General features: G+C 57.9%; 20 protein-coding genes and 1 pseudogene. 4 read left to right on the forward strand and 17 right to left on the reverse strand.

The window, feature by feature from the left end:
- Window positions 1-12: 12 nt before the first annotated feature.
- The 5 genes from rpsD to map all read right to left on the reverse strand — a co-directional run bounded on the left by rpsD (window position 13) and on the right by map (window position 3,021).
- Entirely contained in the window at window positions 13-618 is a 606-nt protein-coding gene (gene rpsD / locus QP978_RS02470) for a 30S ribosomal protein S4 (protein WP_005509964.1), read from the reverse strand.
- 24 nt (window positions 619-642) lie between these two features.
- The gene (gene rpsK / locus QP978_RS02475; RefSeq protein ID WP_016422078.1) at window positions 643-1,047 is read right to left on the reverse strand and encodes a 30S ribosomal protein S11; all 405 of its coding nucleotides are present in this window, start codon (window positions 1,045-1,047) and stop codon (window positions 643-645) included.
- A gap of 3 nt (window positions 1,048-1,050) precedes the next feature.
- The gene (rpsM, locus tag QP978_RS02480) at window positions 1,051-1,419 is read right to left on the reverse strand and encodes a 30S ribosomal protein S13 (RefSeq protein WP_005509836.1); all 369 of its coding nucleotides are present in this window, start codon (window positions 1,417-1,419) and stop codon (window positions 1,051-1,053) included.
- 296 nt (window positions 1,420-1,715) lie between these two features.
- The gene (infA, locus tag QP978_RS02485; RefSeq protein ID WP_016422077.1) at window positions 1,716-1,937 is read right to left on the reverse strand and encodes a translation initiation factor IF-1; all 222 of its coding nucleotides are present in this window, start codon (window positions 1,935-1,937) and stop codon (window positions 1,716-1,718) included.
- Between the two features lie 286 nt (window positions 1,938-2,223).
- Window positions 2,224-3,021, reverse strand: coding sequence for a type I methionyl aminopeptidase (gene map / locus QP978_RS02490; protein ID WP_070438101.1), 798 nt, complete (start codon window positions 3,019-3,021; stop codon window positions 2,224-2,226).
- Between the two features lie 137 nt (window positions 3,022-3,158).
- On the opposite strand from map, the gene QP978_RS02495 reads away from it, so the two are divergent.
- A complete protein-coding gene (locus QP978_RS02495) occupies window positions 3,159-3,740 on the forward strand; it encodes a hypothetical protein (RefSeq protein WP_070438098.1) in 582 nt (193 codons plus the stop codon).
- A 179-nt stretch (window positions 3,741-3,919) separates the two neighbouring features.
- Here the strand turns inward: QP978_RS02495 and QP978_RS02500 are convergent, their stop codons facing one another.
- On the reverse strand, window positions 3,920-4,471 hold the full coding sequence (locus tag QP978_RS02500) for an adenylate kinase (protein ID WP_005509947.1): 552 nt from the start codon (window positions 4,469-4,471) through the stop codon (window positions 3,920-3,922).
- Window positions 4,471-5,802 carry a preprotein translocase subunit SecY gene (secY, locus tag QP978_RS02505; protein ID WP_088611995.1) on the reverse strand — a complete coding sequence of 444 codons (1,332 nt, stop codon included), beginning with the start codon at window positions 5,800-5,802 and terminating at the stop codon, window positions 4,471-4,473. Before secY ends, QP978_RS02500 begins: the two co-directional genes overlap by 1 nt.
- A gap of 354 nt (window positions 5,803-6,156) precedes the next feature.
- On the opposite strand from secY, the pseudogene QP978_RS10870 reads away from it, so the two are divergent.
- Both QP978_RS10870 and QP978_RS10875 read left to right on the forward strand, forming a co-directional pair.
- Window positions 6,157-6,816: pseudogene (locus tag QP978_RS10870) on the forward strand (6-carboxyhexanoate--CoA ligase); the annotation flags it as partial.
- A 48-nt stretch (window positions 6,817-6,864) separates the two neighbouring features.
- Window positions 6,865-8,016 carry an aminotransferase class I/II-fold pyridoxal phosphate-dependent enzyme gene (locus tag QP978_RS10875; RefSeq protein ID WP_502870671.1) on the forward strand — a complete coding sequence of 384 codons (1,152 nt, stop codon included), beginning with the start codon at window positions 6,865-6,867 and terminating at the stop codon, window positions 8,014-8,016.
- A gap of 103 nt (window positions 8,017-8,119) precedes the next feature.
- Here QP978_RS10875 and rplO read toward each other — a convergent pair whose 3' ends face one another.
- The 10 genes from rplO to rplN form a co-directional block, all read right to left on the reverse strand.
- The gene (rplO, locus tag QP978_RS02515; protein ID WP_016422071.1) at window positions 8,120-8,566 is read right to left on the reverse strand and encodes a 50S ribosomal protein L15; all 447 of its coding nucleotides are present in this window, start codon (window positions 8,564-8,566) and stop codon (window positions 8,120-8,122) included.
- A 7-nt stretch (window positions 8,567-8,573) separates the two neighbouring features.
- Window positions 8,574-8,759 carry a 50S ribosomal protein L30 gene (gene rpmD / locus QP978_RS02520; RefSeq protein ID WP_005509843.1) on the reverse strand — a complete coding sequence of 62 codons (186 nt, stop codon included), beginning with the start codon at window positions 8,757-8,759 and terminating at the stop codon, window positions 8,574-8,576.
- A 5-nt stretch (window positions 8,760-8,764) separates the two neighbouring features.
- Complete coding sequence (gene rpsE, locus QP978_RS02525) at window positions 8,765-9,382, reverse strand: 30S ribosomal protein S5 (RefSeq protein ID WP_005510059.1); 618 nt, start codon at window positions 9,380-9,382, stop codon at window positions 8,765-8,767.
- A gap of 34 nt (window positions 9,383-9,416) precedes the next feature.
- On the reverse strand, window positions 9,417-9,815 hold the full coding sequence (rplR, locus tag QP978_RS02530) for a 50S ribosomal protein L18 (RefSeq protein ID WP_005510009.1): 399 nt from the start codon (window positions 9,813-9,815) through the stop codon (window positions 9,417-9,419).
- Window positions 9,815-10,351, reverse strand: coding sequence for a 50S ribosomal protein L6 (gene rplF / locus QP978_RS02535; protein WP_005509895.1), 537 nt, complete (start codon window positions 10,349-10,351; stop codon window positions 9,815-9,817). The genes rplR and rplF overlap by 1 nt, the downstream gene beginning before the upstream one ends.
- Window positions 10,352-10,366: 15 nt before the next feature.
- Window positions 10,367-10,765: a 30S ribosomal protein S8 gene (rpsH, locus tag QP978_RS02540; RefSeq protein WP_005509822.1), complete on the reverse strand. Its 399-nt coding sequence runs from the start codon at window positions 10,763-10,765 to the stop codon at window positions 10,367-10,369.
- 403 nt (window positions 10,766-11,168) lie between these two features.
- On the reverse strand, window positions 11,169-12,065 hold the full coding sequence (locus QP978_RS02545; protein ID WP_049170004.1) for a GDSL-type esterase/lipase family protein: 897 nt from the start codon (window positions 12,063-12,065) through the stop codon (window positions 11,169-11,171).
- Between the two features lie 382 nt (window positions 12,066-12,447).
- Window positions 12,448-13,002 (reverse strand): 50S ribosomal protein L5, encoded by a 555-nt coding sequence (gene rplE, locus QP978_RS02550; protein WP_005509901.1) that lies wholly within the window; start codon window positions 13,000-13,002, stop codon window positions 12,448-12,450.
- Window positions 13,003-13,004: 2 nt separating this feature from the next.
- On the reverse strand, window positions 13,005-13,319 hold the full coding sequence (rplX, locus tag QP978_RS02555; protein ID WP_005509963.1) for a 50S ribosomal protein L24: 315 nt from the start codon (window positions 13,317-13,319) through the stop codon (window positions 13,005-13,007).
- On the reverse strand, window positions 13,320-13,688 hold the full coding sequence (rplN, locus tag QP978_RS02560) for a 50S ribosomal protein L14 (RefSeq protein WP_016422069.1): 369 nt from the start codon (window positions 13,686-13,688) through the stop codon (window positions 13,320-13,322).
- Between the two features lie 281 nt (window positions 13,689-13,969).
- Here rplN and QP978_RS02565 point away from each other — a divergent pair, with 281 nt between their 5' ends.
- Window positions 13,970-15,211 carry a multidrug effflux MFS transporter gene (locus QP978_RS02565; RefSeq protein ID WP_284856806.1) on the forward strand — a complete coding sequence of 414 codons (1,242 nt, stop codon included), beginning with the start codon at window positions 13,970-13,972 and terminating at the stop codon, window positions 15,209-15,211.
- Window positions 15,212-15,226 lie beyond the last annotated feature (15 nt).

Consider the following 15,226-nt stretch of genomic DNA (forward strand, 5'->3'; position numbering starts at 1 on the left):
CGAAGTTGGTTATTACTTCGAGTAGAACTCGACGATCAGCTGTTCCTGAAGCGGAATGTCGATCTGTGCGCGTTCCGGGGTCTGGTGCACGAGGATGCGCAGGGACTCAGGAACAACCTGAAGCCATGCCGGGACGACAGCGTCGACCAGGTTCTCCTGTGCCTCTTCGAACCAAATCATCTTCTGCGACTTCGGGCGCACGTCGATGATGTCGTACTGGCTTACCTGGAAGGACGGCACGTTAATCTTCTTACCGTTAACGGTGAAGTGGCCGTGGGAAACCAGCTGACGAGCCTGGCGACGGGTACGAGCCAGACCAGCGCGGTAGACAACGTTGTCGAGACGCGACTCCAGCAGGACGACGAGGTTATCGCCAGTCTTGCCCGGACGACGGTGAGCCTCGGCGTAGTAGCGACGGAACTGCTTCTCCATCACGCCGTAGGTGAAACGTGCCTTCTGCTTCTCCTGGAGCTGGAGCAGGTACTCCGACTCCTTGATACGAGCGCGGCCAGCCTGCCCCGGAGGGTAGGGACGACGCTCAAAGTTCATGTCGCCACCGACGAGGTCGACGCGGAGACGACGGGACTTACGGGTTGCGGGACCGGTATAACGGGCCATTTCTGTTCTCTCCTTACCCTATTCCTAGACGCGACGACGCTTCGGCGGACGGCAGCCGTTGTGCGGCTGAGGGGTCACATCCGAGATCGAGGACACCTCAAGGCCAGCGGCCTGGAGGGAACGGATGGCGGTTTCGCGGCCCGAACCCGGACCCTTAACGAAAACGTCAACCTTCTTCATACCGTGCTCCATGGCCTTACGAGCAGCGTTCTCGGCGGCCATCTGAGCAGCGAACGGAGTGGACTTACGAGAGCCCTTGAAACCGACGTGACCAGAGGAGGCCCACGAGATAACAGCGCCCTTCGGGTCCGTGATGGACACGATGGTGTTGTTGAAGGTGGACTTGATGTATGCGTGGCCCTGAGCCACGTTCTTCTTTACAACGCGACGGCCGGTACGACGGCCGCGTGCGGACTTCGGAGCTGCCATGTTTTACTTCTTCTTTCCGGCGATCGTCTTCTTCGGACCCTTACGCGTACGAGCGTTGGTCTTGGTGCGCTGACCACGGACTGGCAGGCCACGACGGTGGCGCAGACCCTGGTAGGAACCAATCTCAATCTTGCGGCGGATATCAGCCTGAACCTGGCGGCGGAGGTCACCCTCGACCTTCCAGGTAGCTTCAATCACGTCACGCAGCGCAGCAACCTGCTCATCGGTGAGAGCGTCGGTGCGCAGATCCGGAGAGATGCCGGTCTTCTCCAGCAGCTCATTGGCACGGGCGGGGCCGATGCCATAGATGTAGGTAAGAGCGACCTCCATACGCTTGTTGCGTGGCAGGTCAACTCCAGCAAGGCGTGCCATACGGCAATTTCCTTCCGGTTGATGCGGTGGTTTACTCCACTGCCATCCTTCCCAGACCCGGCTTACTCGGTCGGACGCCGAGTCGCGCAAGTGTTATAGAAAGGCTCCAGCCACCGTTGCCGGAGGTATTCTCGCTTACTTCTGTGGAAAAGCTTTCATAAAGAACCGCCGCGCTAATCTGCTGAGACACCCGGTCTCAACATCACGCGGCCGTCACCAGAAGCAGCTAGGACGGTGGAGTTTCTGTCTAGTTAGTAAATAAGCCCATAACCACTACCAACAGTGGTCAGGTCGATTTACTTGTAGCGGTAGACGATTCGCCCACGCTCGAGATCGTACGGAGAAAGCTCCACTACGACTCGGTCTTCCGGGAGAATACGGATGTAGTGCTGGCGCATCTTGCCACTGATATGGGCGAGCACCTTGTGCCCGTTGTCCAGCTCCACTCGGAACATCGCGTTCGGCAAGGGCTCGACGACGCGACCCTCAACCTCAATTGCGCCTTCCTTTTTAGCCATGTCCTCCACGTCTCTCTGGCGGATACCCGGGACAATCCCGGCACCAGTTGGGAAATCTCTACTCTGCCTGGTGTTTTAGCAGTTCCGTGCAGGGATAATCATCACTGCAGCGACACTGCGCCCACACCATCGCCCAACTTTACACGCGACCTGCGTTTTTACCAAATACGACCACTATGGGACCGGTTGCAAGCGACGGCAGGCGGATTCGCTCCACGCGCTCAGAATTCATCGCAGCCTTTATGGCAACATTCTGACCTTTCGCGTGGCCCTCACGCACTAGTTATTAATATCGAGGAGTCAAAATACGGGGGCCGTCCGCCGTGGCGGCAACTGTGTGCTCCCAATGGGAGGCCGGCATTCTATCGGCGCTGACGACCGTCCAGCCGTCGTCAAGCTCATCACTACCCCACTCGCCGCCGAGAATGAGCATCGGTTCAATGGCCAATACGGAGCCTTCGACGATGCGGGGCCCCTTTCCTGCTTTGCCTTCGTTGGGAAGGAAGGGATCCATGTGCATCTCGCGCCCAATGCCGTGCCCGCCGTATCCATCGACGATGCCGAGTTCAATATCGTGGCGCAGTTCAGCCTCACGGGTGGCCATTTCAAGCGCATACGAAATATCGGTGAGGCGAGCGCCCGGCACCATGGCCTTAATACCTTCGGCGAGGACCTCTGATGTCGCAATGTTCAGCTTTTCGACATCGTCACTCAGCTTTCCGACGCCGAAAGTAAGTGCCGAATCGCCGTGCCAGCCATCCAGGATTGCGCCACAGTCAATTGAGACTAAATCACCATCGGCGAGAACCGTAGACGAAGACGGAATGCCGTGGACAATCACTTCGTTCACTGATGCGCAGACAGATGCCGGGAAGCCTTCGTAGCCAAGGAAGGACGGCGTTGCGCCAGCATCGATAATGACCTGGTGCGCAATCTCATTGAGATCTGCCGTGGTGACCCCTGGCTTAGCGGCGTCTCGGCAGGCTAGCAATGCACGACCGACGATCTCGCCGGCCGCTTGCATCGCATCCAATTCTCCCTCGGTGCGGGCAGGAACTACTTTGCGGCGGCGTCGAAAACTCATCACGCTGGTTGAGTCTACTCTGCCCCAGAAGGGAACCACCGGCTAGCTGTACCCCGCCACCTACGAGGGCGCCGCTCGGATCGCTGCCACTTCCGAGAAATTTACACCCAAAGATGAGCTGCCCTACGATAACTGGCATGCATTCACTGTTGAAGTCCGCGCAGACTGCGGGCGTTGTTATTGCTGCCAGCTCGCTTTTCCTGATTGGCGCATGCTCAAGCAACCCCGAACCGTCGCCAGCGCCGACTGTCCCCTCCACTTCCCCTGCCACGGAATCGCCGGAGGCCCCTGGAAGCACCTCGGGTTTCATGGGCGCCTCTGCACTGCCTGAGTCGATCCAAAACTTCACACCTGATGCAATTAAGGAGGCGATTGGCAGCTGCGTCGAGTCGGATGACTCTAAACCCGTCATTTTTGGCAGCGAGAGCGTACATGGCTTCACCTGCGTAATGGCAGTTGGCGACGGTGGCACCGCAATGCTCAGTACGGCCGAGGACCCGGCCACTGTCGAGCGCATTAACGAAAAGGCTGAGTCCGTCGAAAACTACGCACCATACGAGCTACCCGGCAAGCACGCATTTAGCGGCATCAACAAGGGGTCCCCTTTCGTAATGGTTATCGACGAGGATAACCGCATCTACCAAGAGTTCGTTTTCGCGAATATTGGCGCCGAGGCCGCACAACCGCTTATCGACGAAATCATTCAGGACTTCCAGTAGCCCTCACTATCGGCTGCCCCCCCTGCCCCACCCCAGCCCCAACAGCCACACACAAAAGCCGCCCTTCCAAACCTCAACGGTTCGAAAGGGCGGCTTCAACAACCATCTACAACCGGCAAACCCATCGGCCCCAGCCAGCGAAAAATCTAGAGCGTCTAGTTACCCGGTGTGCCAGGAGCCTAGTTCAGCTTCTCCAGCTCAGCCATCGTGCGCTCGTTAATCTCCTCAACGGATCCCTCAGCGGCAATCTTGATGATCTTCTCCGAGTAGTAATCCAGCAAAGGAGCGGTCTCATTGGTGTACACATGCATGCGGTTGCGGATGACCTCTTCAGTGTCGTCTGCGCGACCACGGGCCAGCATGCGCTCGACTACGACATCCTCAGAAACGTCGAACTGTACGACCGCATCCAGCTCAGTGCCGAGGTTGGACAGCAGACGCTTCAGCTCTTCTGCCTGACCAACAGTGCGCGGGAAGCCATCCAACAGGAACCCCTTGGCAGCGTCGTCCTCATTCAGACGGGACTCGACCATACGCACAGTCACGTCGTCCGGAACAAGGTTGCCGGCGTCGATGTAGGACTTCGCCTCAATACCGAGCGGAGTGCCTTCACCGATGTTTGCGCGAAACAGGTCACCGGTGGAGATGTGCGGGACACCGAGCTTCTCCGAGAGGATAGCTGCCTGAGTGCCCTTGCCTGCACCGGGAGGACCTACAAGTACGAGTCGCATTACTTCAAGAACCCTTCGTAGTTACGTTGCATCATTTGGCTTTCAACCTGCTTGACCGTCGTCAGCGCAACACTGACCAGAATCAGCAGGGCTGTACCTCCAAACATACCGCCTGTACCGGAGTTCGCGTCGCCAAGCCCCATATCAAGAGCGACATTTGGCAGAACAGCAATCAGCGCCAGGTACAGCGAGCCGACAGTCAGCAGGCGAATCAGGACGTAGGACAGGTATTCAGCAGTCGGACGGCCCGGGCGGAAGCCCGGAATGAATCCGCCGTACTTCTTCATGTTCTCCGCCTGCTCGTGCGGGTCGTACTGCACGGAGGTGTAGAAGAAGGAGAAGAAGATGATCATCAGGAAGAACAGCAGAATGTACTGCCAACTGGACGGCGCCAGCAGGTACTGAATGACATTGCGCTGCCACCAGTTGTCCATGTTCGGATTCGACTGACCGGACTGAACAATCTGGGTAATCAGAACCGGCACGTAAATCAGCGAGGACGCGAAGATGACCGGGATAACACCGGCCTGGTTCACCTTCAGCGGCAGGTAGGTGGAAGATCCGCCGTACTGGCGACGACCAACCATGCGCTTTGCGTACTGCACCGGAATACGGCGCTGTCCCTGCTCAATGAAAATAACGCCGATGATGAGAATCAGCACGGCAACAATCACGGTGGCGAACACGACACCGGTAGTGGAGCGCAGAATGTTCGCTCCCTGCGCCGGCATACCAGCGGCGATGCCGGAGAAAATCAGCAGCGACATACCGTTGCCGACGCCTCGGTCAGTGATGAGCTCACCCATCCACATGACCAGCACGGCACCGGAGGTCATCACAACGACCATCACCACGAGGTCAAAGACACCCGCATCCTTAACCAGCAGCGACTGCGAGCCACCCAGCAGGGCACCTCGGTCTGCCATGGCCACAATGCCTGCAGACTGCAGCAACGCCAACGCCACTGTGAGGTAGCGGGTGTACTGGGTCATCTTTGTCTGACCCGACTGCCCTTCCTTCTTCAACTGCTCGAAGTGTGGAATCACCACCGTGAGCAGCTGGACGATAATCGAGGCCGTAATGTACGGCATAATGCCGATGCCGAAAATCGCCATCTGCAGCAGAGCGCCACCTGAGAACAGGTTGATCAGCGAGTAAACGCTGGACTGATCTTTCGAAATCTGCTCGAGCTGCGCGTTGACCAACTGGTAGTCGATACCAGGGGTTGGAATCTGCGAGCCGATTCGGTACAGAATGATCATCGTCAGAGTGAAGAAGATCTTCTTACGCAAATCGGGATCGCGCAACGCCGCAATGAGACCGGAAGCCACGTGCATCCTCCCGAGGTCAAGAAATCCGCTTCTCCCACGCTTTTCCCGAAAGACTTACCCGCTTATCCGCCAGTAGTCTCCCGTTTTAGTTAAGCAACGCGGATGACGTATTCCTCAAACCTTTAATTGACAGTATTTGACGTAGTGAGTCTACCAGCGTTTCTCCACATCGTCGCAATACACCTCCATATCACCGTTAGTACAGCGCCCCGCCAATCACCTCTTTTCGCTTGACGACGATCCCAGCGCCCCCTCCCCTCTGAGCCCACGCCCCTCACTGTGCTCCACCCAATTTTCCCAGACAAAACTTGAACAGTGTTAAAGTTTTGCTCTGTGAGTACCTACAGCATCCGCATGCGATCCAGCGCCGATGGCTGCCATATCTCTGGCGCTGAGCGTCTTGCACCGGCCGTCGAACTACCTCAGCTGGCTTCTGCAATGACTAGCCGTGCACTTCACCACGACAAGGGTCGAGCCGACACAATTCACATCACTGTGGACAAGGTTGAAGAGTCGACTATCGGCACCGTGTCCGCGTTGACTCCCTTTCTAGAGTCGAACCCCAGCCCTGAGGACGCACGCAATCTCATTGCTCAACGCCTACACGCTGCAGGCATACAGGCAGCCGACATCGCCGTCGAAATGGCCTATTCACTCACAGGTCTCCGCGGTGCCGCTCTCATCGATGCCTCCTCCGGTGAACGGCTCGACCCAAACCCTACCCGTGGTGTACGGGTTTCCACTTTTGATGCCATCTCGCACCCCAGTAAGGACTGCACCAAGGATCATTTTCACGAGGCGCTCATCCTCGCATCTAAGGTTCACAGCGCCCCGGGTATCGTCGCAGAAATCTGCCTCTCCGATGACCCCTTTTACACGCGGGGATATCTGGCGCTGGACGGAATCTTTCACCGTATCCCCAATATCAAGGACCACGGCAGCACTCTTGGTACTCGCATCTTCATCGTTGAACCCGGCACCGATATCCCCGAGCTAATCGATTACCTGGAGAACGCGCCGGTCTACGTCGAGCTCCCAGCTGACGCCAGTTCCTCGCCGGACGTGACCGCCCCCAACAGCGACCTCTCAGCAATCGCCGCCCAAAGGAACTCGGCCTGGGCCGCTGAAGGGCTTGCCCGCACAGTGCGCACTTTCGAAACCGGACAACTGCCACACAGCCGAATTGACGGAACCGACTATCTACTGTTTTCTTCTTCGGACTACCTCGGCCTGTCCACGCACCCTGAACTCATCTCAGCTGCCACCGAGGCAATTGGACATTTCGGCACCGGGTCCGGCGGCTCTCGCCTGACCACCGGCACTAGCATCCACAGCGCACTTGAGAATGAACTGGCGCAGTTCTTCGGTTTCGACGATGCCGTTCTCTTTGCGACTGGCTACCAGGCGAACCACTCAACCATCGCTGCCATCGCCACCGCCGACGTGGAAATCTTCTCCGACGCCGCCAACCATGCTTCCATCATCGACGGATGCCGCAATGCCCGAGCTAACGTCACGGTCTTTCCACATGCTGACTATCAGGCACTCGACCGTCTCCTCGCAGCATCGAGCGCCCGCCACAAGCTTGTCATCTCCGACTCCGTGTTCTCTATGTCAGGCGAGATCATCGACGGCCCCGTACTCGAGCGCACCTGTCGCCGTCACAACGCATGGTTGATGCTTGACGACGCCCACGGCGTCGGCGTTATCGGAGAGCAAGGCCGTGGCACCGCATCGCACCTGGGCATTCACCCGGACATTGTGGTCGGCACCGCGAGCAAGGCTCTCGGTGTCGAAGGAGGATACGTTCTCTGCTCCGCACCAGTTGGCGAACTGCTACGCAATCAAGCCCGCAGTTTTGTGTACTCAACGTCGATGAACCCAGGTTCCGTCGCAGCTATCCGCGCAGCGTTGAAGCAGTTGGAGGCTGGGGACGTCGTCAAGCGATTGCAGCGTAATATTGCGCGCGTCCGCTCCCTGGTTGGCGCACAGGCCGACCCCGCATCTGCAATCATCCCGCTGCCCGTCGGCGACGAAGCCGAAGCGATGGACGCCACAGCACGGTTGGCGGAGCTAGGCGTGTACATACCTGCGATTCGCTACCCGACGGTTCCCCGTGGTGAGGCAATGTTGCGATTGACCATTACCGCGCTCCATACGGACGCTGACATCGACCGACTGGAGCAGGCTCTGCGCAACACCGGCCTGCTGTAAGCGGGCGGTTTGCGCTGCCGTCCCCTCCCCTTTCCTCCCTTTCAATACAAAAAGAGCTCTTAACCACTTGGGTTAAGAGCTCTTTTGTTAAAGCTTAAGTGCTTTAGGCCTCAGTGACAGAGCCGCCTGCAGCCTCGATCTTGGACTTTGCGGAGCCCGAGAACTTGGTTGCGGTGACGTTGACGGAGACGTTGATGTCGCCGTCGCCGAGGACCTTCACCGGCTGGTTAGCGCGGACAGCGCCCTTTGCAACCAGGTCGGCGATGGTGACGTCGCCACCGTTCGGGAACAGACGCTCCAGATCCGAAACGTTGACCACCTGGAAGGTGACCTTCGCCGGGTTCTTGAAGCCCTTCAACTTCGGCAGACGCATGTGAAGTGGCATCTGGCCACCCTCGAATGCTGCCGAAACCTGCTTGCGGGCCTTGGTGCCCTTGGTGCCGCGACCAGCGGTCTTACCCTTGGAAGCCTCACCACGGCCGACGCGAGTCTTCTTCTTCTTAGCACCCGGAGCCGGGGCCAAGTCGTGGAGCTTAATTGGTTCGCTCATGGTTTACCTACTCCCCCGCTACTTCTTCAACCTCGACCAGGTGACGCACAACGTTCACGAGACCGCGCACAGCCGGAGTATCCGGGCGAACGGCGGAATCGTTGATGCGCTTCAGGCCGAGGGTGCGCAGCGAATCCTTCTGGTTCTGCTTGGTACCAGCGGTACCACGGACCTGGGTAATCTTCAGTGCCATGGAAATCACGCTCCCTGACCTGCGCGTGCGCGCAGCATACGTGCTGGGGTGACCTCTTCGAGGGACTTGCCACGACGTGCGGCGACCTCTTCAGGGCGAACCAGCTGCTTGAGGGCATCAACGGTTGCGTGAACAACGTTGATGGAGTTGTTGGTACCCAGCGACTTGGACAGAACATCCTGAACACCGGCGCACTCGAGAACCGGGCGGACAGCGCCGCCGGCAATCAGACCGGTACCCGGAGCAGCCGGGCGCAGCAGGACGATGCCAGCAGCGGTCTCACCCTGAACCGGGTGGGTAATGGTGCCAGCAATCATCGGGACGCGGAAGAAGTTCTTACGAGCCTCTTCAGCACCCTTCTGGATAGCTGCCGGTACTTCCTTGGCCTTGCCGTAGCCGACGCCGACCATGCCCTCGCCGTCACCGACGATGACCAGAGCGGTGAAGCTGAAGCGACGACCACCCTTGACGACCTTGGAAACTCGGTTGATAGTTACTACGCGCTCGATGTACTGCGAACGCTCGTCCTGCTGGCGACGGTCGTTACCGCGGCCACCACGACGGTTGTTGTTCTTGTTGTCAGCGGAGTTACGTCCGCCTTCGCGCTTATCGCGTTCCGACATCACGCATTCCTTCCGTTGGACTTGTAAGTGCGCATTAGAACTTCAGACCACCTTCACGGGCAGCCTCGGCCAGAGCAGCAACGCGACCGTGGTACTGGTAGCCACCGCGGTCGAAAACGACCTTCTCGATGCCAGCATCCTTAGCGCGAGCAGCAATCAACTCGCCGACCTTGGCGCTCTTGGCCTTCTTGTCGCCCTCGAAGCCACGGAGATCTGCGTCCAGAGTGGAAGCAGCTGCCAGGGTACGACCGATGGAGTCGTCGATAACCTGAGCGGTGATGTGGCGGGAAGAGCGGTGCACGACGAGGCGCGGTGCCTCGGAGGTGCCGCGGACGTTCTTGCGCAAGCGTGCGTGACGGCGGGCGCGGGCGACACGACGACGAGTCGAGATGTCCTTGCCTACCGGGAGGCGCTTTTCGTTGGTGTTGCTCATTACTTACCCGTCTTTCCGATCTTGCGACGGATCTGCTCGCCATCGTAACGAATGCCCTTGCCCTTGTAAGGATCATCCTTACGCAGACGACGGATGTTAGCTGCGAGCTGTCCGACCTGCTGCTTATCAATACCTGTGATCGACAGCTTGGTGGTGCCGTCGACGTCGAAGGTGATACCTTCCGGTGCTTCGATCAGGACTGGGTGCGAGTAGCCCAGGGAGAACTCGAGGTCCTTGCCCTTCTTGGCGACACGGTAACCGACACCGAAGATTTCCATCTTGATGGTGTAGCCCTCGGTCACACCGACAACCATATTGTTAATCAGCGAACGGGACAGGCCGTGCAGGGAGCGGCTCTTGCGGTGGTCATCCGGGCGGTTGACCACAATCTCATTGTCCTTCAGCTCAACGGTAATTGGAGCCGGGATAGAGACAGACAGCTCGCCCTTCGGGCCCTTGACGGAAACGTCCTGGCCGTTGACCTGGGCAGTAACGTTTGCCGGGACAACGACAGGGTTCTTACCAATACGAGACATTGTGTAGTTCCCCCTTTACCAGACGTAAGCGAGGACTTCCCCGCCAACCTTCTTCTCGTAAGCCTGACGGTCAGTCAGCAGGCCCTGAGACGTGGAGATGATAGCCACGCCCAGGCCGCCGAGGACCTTCGGCAGGTTAGTGGACTTTGCGTAAACACGCAGACCCGGCTTGGAGACGCGACGCACGCCAGCGATCGAACGCTCGCGGGACGGGCCGTACTTCAGGTTCAGGGTCAGGGTCTTGCCGACCTTGGCATCCTCGACTGCGTAGTCCGCAATGTAACCCTCAGACTTGAGGATCTCGGCGATGTTAGCCTTCAGCTTGGACGACGGCATCGAGACAGAGTCGTGGTACGCGTTGTTAGCGTTGCGCACGCGCGACAGCATGTCGGCGATTGGGTCAGTCATGGTCATGGTTAGTGACCGCTTCCTTTCTCGCTGCGGTTCCTTCCCACCTCGTGGCTAACTCCGATGACCGCGCAAACAGCAACTGTCACACGGCAAAAGCTTAAGTTGGAGCGATTTCCAATATCGTGATTCCGGCGATTTAAGGGCTACTGTTCGCCAACTCGGTTCAATAGCCGAGTCAGCTCGCCACCCAGGTGACGCCAGAGACGATGCGAGGCGAGGGGCCTACAGCAAAGTTCTTACATTTTTACTGCCGCACCTCTTATAGAGGGCAGACCTGGTGATACTAACAAATACAGGCCGAAATGCAAAAACGCCGCAGACGGACGTTAGTCCGCTCGCGGCGTGAAGCCCCACCAATTAACAGTGGAACTCAATTCCTAGCCGACATGGCGCCGGCTAGAGGAAATTAGTAGAGCTGGTCGGCGATGATGTTACCCATTGCCTTTTCACCAGCCACCGTCGGGTGGTTGGTCATCGGACCCATCACCGGGTCTGCGAAACCGGCGACGAAGCGCTCATCCGGGTTCGGGTTGCAGGTACCGTGGCCGAGGGTTGCCTCGTAGACGTCAATGAAGCCGGCACCTACGTGGTGAGATGCGGAGCGAATGCTGTCACGGAATGCACCCTGGATCTCGCTGGCACCCGGTGCCGGGATCGGGAAGGTCTGGTCCGAGGTGTTCACCAGGCACAGCTGATCATCAGTGGCGTACTCTGGGTACGACGCCAGGACGACCTGAGCGCCCGGGGCAACCTGGTGGACGCGGTCAGTGAACTGACGCAGCGTCTGCTTGAACGCGGATGGAGCCTGGGGATCCGGCTTTGCGACAAGCTCGCCTGCCACGTCAACCCACTGGACCCAGTCCATGCCGCCGTACATCAGGACAACCTTCTCGGTGCCCTCTCCGATGTCGCCGTACTGGATGGAAGCCTCCAGGTATGCGAGGAGCTGACCCGGGAAGCCGCCAAGACCGTTACAGGACCAGTCACCCAGGGACTTGTTCAGCTTCGAAGCTGCAATCTTCGGCCAGTTTTCCATGTCGGTAGCGCAGTTAGCGACCAGTGCGTTCTGTCCCGGCGCCAGGCCACGCGGGCCGCCCTTACCGGCATTAGCGGTGAAGGAGTCACCGAAGGTAACGATTTGCTTGACGCCCTTCGGGCCGGTGTCGCCGATACCCGGAATCGGAATGTTCGGCATTTCCGGCAGTGCCGGCTGTGCGTTGGCAGCACCTGCACCCAAGCTCAGACCCAGAGCCGCAACAGTTGCAATAGCAGCCGAGCGGACGGCCACGGAGAAGTTCTTCATGTAGTTAATCCCTTTGCGTTTTAACTTAAGAACCGCTCTGTGTAGAACCACTGGCTCAATCACACAGAAGCTGAAGTCACTTAAGTCTTGCCCAAATTGATAACGACCACAATGCATTTTGGCGGCCGTCACTATGACGAATGGCAGTTTACAACGAAATCATCACAAACGCCTAACTTTCAACTGAGAAACCTTGTGGCTTTACTAATTTCCAACCCCCAAAAAGGGTCAACTTTCCCACCAGCAACACTGGTAACTTTTACGCAGGCCCCGCACAGCGACCTCACTCCCCCACGAACATAAGCAGTTAACAGAGCAGCAAAAAGCCCCGGAGGCCAAGCGGCATCCGGGGCTTCAGGCAAAAGCTACCGAAGAGGCAAAACTACTTCTTGAACGGGAAGCCCAGCTCGCGCAGCAGCGCGCGGCCTTCCTCGTTGTTGGTAGCGGTGGTCACAACGGTGATGTCCATACCGCGCGGGCGGTCGATCTTGTCAACGTCAATCTCGTAGAACATGGTCTGCTCAGACAGGCCGAAGGTGTAGTTACCGTGACCATCGAACTGCTGATCAGACAGACCGCGGAAGTCGCGGATTCGCGGCAGAGCCACGGTCAGCAGACGATCCAGGAACTCCCACATACGGTCGCCACGCAGGGTGACGCGAGCGCCGATGGCATCGCCTTCACGGAGCTTGAAGTTAGCGATCGACTTGCGAGCACGACGGGTCTCCGGCTTCTGACCGGTGATCAGAGTCAGGTCGTTGATAGCACCGTTGATCTGCTTCTTGTCCTGAGCAGCAGCGCCGACGCCCATGTTGACGACGACCTTGGTGACGCCCGGAATCTGCATGACGTTCTCGTAGGAGAACTCTTCCTGCATCTTGCCGCGAATCTCATCGCGGTAACGGGCCTTCAGACGAGGGGTGTAATTTTCGCTCATGCTTAGATGTCCTTCCCGGTACGGCGGGAGATGCGAACCTTCTTGCCGTCCTCATCGAAGCGGTAACCGACGCGAGTCGGGGTACCATCTTCGTCGACCAGCATGACGTTCGACACGTGAATCGGAGCTTCCTGAGTGACAATGCCACCCGAGGATGCACCGCGCTCCGCAGCGGAGTTTGCAACGTGCTTCTTGATACGGTTAACGCCCTCGACCAAGACCTTGTCGCGCTTCGGGTAGGCCTCGATGACCTTGCCCTGAGCACCCTTGTCCGGACCAGAGATAACCAGCACGGTATCGCCCTTACGGATCTTCACTTAAATCACCTCCGGTGCGAGCGAGACAATCTTCATGAACTTCTTGTCACGCAGCTCACGCGCGACCGGGCCGAAAATACGGGTGCCCTTTGGCTCACCGTCGGCCTTGATGATGACAGCTGCATTCTCGTCGAACGAAATGTAGGAGCCGTCCGGACGACGGGTCTCCTTCTTCGCACGGACGATGACTGCCTTAACAATTTCGCCTGCCTTGACGTTGCCGCCCGGAGTAGCTTCCTTGACAGTTGCGACAATGGTGTCGCCAATGCCAGCGAAGCGTCGGGTCGAGCCACCGAGAACGCGAATGCACAGAATTTCACGTGCACCAGTGTTGTCGGCAACGCGCAGACGGGATTCCTGCTGAATCACTGCGTTTCTCCTGACCTGGTTGCATTGTGCGTCAGATTTCCGTCCTAAACGCACGCGGTCTTTATGTCTTGCGTTTACGCTTTACGACGGAAGCACCTGCTAGAGGTAGCTTTCCTATCGCTTTGACCTCGTGCTTACTACGGTTCTAGACCGTTGAGAGCAGCACGCAGTCACTTCGCGCAACCTGTGTATTATGGCACGTTCGTGCGGGACAACAAAATCCCTTATTTTCATGCCCCCAACATGGTTTATGCCTTCTGCGGCAACCCTATACTGAGACAGTGACAAATCAACATTCCGAGAGTGCTCAGACACAGCCAGCACAGACGCTACCGGTATCGCTACTTGCCGGGTTGGCCTTGTTATCCGCCGCCGCCCCGTTCGGCGCAGATACATATCTGGCATCCTTCGTGGAGATTGCACGCGAGTTCTCCACGACCGAGTCGATGGTTCAGCTCACGCTGACAACCTTCATGATTGGCATGGCTGCTGGACAGCTCGTCATTGGCGCTCTCTCCGATAGTTTGGGCCGCAAGAAGCTGCTTCTCATTGCCACTTTGGTGTTCTTGAGCTCGTCAATCCTCTGTGCAGTAGCACCGAATATTGGCACGCTTATTGCAATGCGCCTGTTCCAGGGGTTAGCTGGTGGCTCCACAGTTGTTCTGGCTCGTTCTGTAGTACCAGACCTCTTGACGGGCAAGGCATCAGCGAGAGCTTTCTCCACGCTGATGGGCATTTCCTCCATCGCCCCGGCAATCGCTCCCCTTGTGGGCGGTTTTCTAGGCCCCGCATTCGGCTGGCGCAGCGTGTTCTGGTTTCTCGCAGCCATCAACGTCGCGATGGTCGCGATTGTGATCCTGATGGTTCCGGAAACCCTGCCGCCTGAGCGACGCTCCACAGGCGCTCTGCGCAATCTCCTGCCCAATATTGGCAGGCTGCTGCGGCGGCCAGTATTTGTCGGCTACTTGTTGGCTTTCGCTGGTGGCTTCTCGGTGATGTTTTCCTATATCGCTGCGTCACCCTTTATCTTCCAGGAGCTGCTGGGGCTAACCCCTACTCAGTTTTCTCTCGTGTTCGCATCCAATGCAGCGATGTTGACATTTGTGTCAATCCTCAACGGCAAGATGATCAACCGGCTTCATCCCCGCAAAGGCATTTTAGTTGCCCTTACGGTCATGCTCGTGGCGTCGATAGGCCTGATTATTAATGCCCTCGTCGGGATTACCTTCTTCACTACTTGGCTGTTGCTGTTCATTACGGTACCGATGATGCCGCTAATCTTCGCCAATGCCACGGCACTCGGAATTGAGGAGGTTCGAGATATCGGAATTGGCTCAGGTTCCGGTCTCATGGGCTTCACACAGTTCCTCGCGGCCGCCACGGTTTCCCCGTTGGTGGGGCTTGGTTCCAATCTGCCCCTCTCGATGGCTATTTCGATGTTGACCTGTGCATTGATTGCACTGACCGCGGTGTTGACATTGACGCGCGCCGACCTCCACAAACGCTCACACCGACTGACATAAGAGCCCTGCTCAAGA

The sequence above is a fragment of the Corynebacterium sp. MSK035 genome, assembly GCF_030232615.1.
Lineage (GTDB): Bacteria > Actinomycetota > Actinomycetes > Mycobacteriales > Mycobacteriaceae > Corynebacterium > Corynebacterium jeikeium_D.

Excerpts from the sequence above, each read along its gene's own strand:
- rpsE (WP_005510059.1), bottom strand. The coding sequence starts at position 9,382 with ATGTCGGAACGCGATAAGCGCGAAGGCGGACGTAACTCCGCTGACAAC.
- infA (WP_016422077.1), bottom strand. The coding sequence starts at position 1,937 with ATGGCTAAAAAGGAAGGCGCAATTGAGGTTGAGGGTCGCGTCGTCGAG.
- rpsM (WP_005509836.1), bottom strand. The coding sequence starts at position 1,419 with ATGGCACGCCTTGCTGGAGTTGACCTGCCACGCAACAAGCGTATGGAG.
- rpmD (WP_005509843.1), bottom strand. The coding sequence starts at position 8,759 with ATGGCACTGAAGATTACCCAGGTCCGTGGTACCGCTGGTACCAAGCAG.
- rplR (WP_005510009.1), bottom strand. The coding sequence starts at position 9,815 with ATGAGCAACACCAACGAAAAGCGCCTCCCGGTAGGCAAGGACATCTCG.
- rplF (WP_005509895.1), bottom strand. The coding sequence starts at position 10,351 with ATGTCTCGTATTGGTAAGAACCCTGTCGTTGTCCCGGCAAACGTTACT.
- rplE (WP_005509901.1), bottom strand. The coding sequence starts at position 13,002 with ATGAGCGAAAATTACACCCCTCGTCTGAAGGCCCGTTACCGCGATGAG.
- QP978_RS02545 (WP_049170004.1), bottom strand. The coding sequence starts at position 12,065 with ATGAAGAACTTCTCCGTGGCCGTCCGCTCGGCTGCTATTGCAACTGTT.
- rplO (WP_016422071.1), bottom strand. The coding sequence starts at position 8,566 with ATGAGCGAACCAATTAAGCTCCACGACTTGGCCCCGGCTCCGGGTGCT.
- rpsH (WP_005509822.1), bottom strand. The coding sequence starts at position 10,765 with ATGACCATGACTGACCCAATCGCCGACATGCTGTCGCGCGTGCGCAAC.
- rpsK (WP_016422078.1), bottom strand. The coding sequence starts at position 1,047 with ATGGCAGCTCCGAAGTCCGCACGCGGCCGTCGTACCGGCCGTCGCGTT.
- map (WP_070438101.1), bottom strand. The coding sequence starts at position 3,021 with ATGAGTTTTCGACGCCGCCGCAAAGTAGTTCCTGCCCGCACCGAGGGA.
- QP978_RS02500 (WP_005509947.1), bottom strand. The coding sequence starts at position 4,471 with ATGCGACTCGTACTTGTAGGTCCTCCCGGTGCAGGCAAGGGCACTCAG.
- rpsD (WP_005509964.1), bottom strand. The coding sequence starts at position 618 with ATGGCCCGTTATACCGGTCCCGCAACCCGTAAGTCCCGTCGTCTCCGC.
- QP978_RS02495 (WP_070438098.1), top strand. The coding sequence starts at position 3,159 with ATGCATTCACTGTTGAAGTCCGCGCAGACTGCGGGCGTTGTTATTGCT.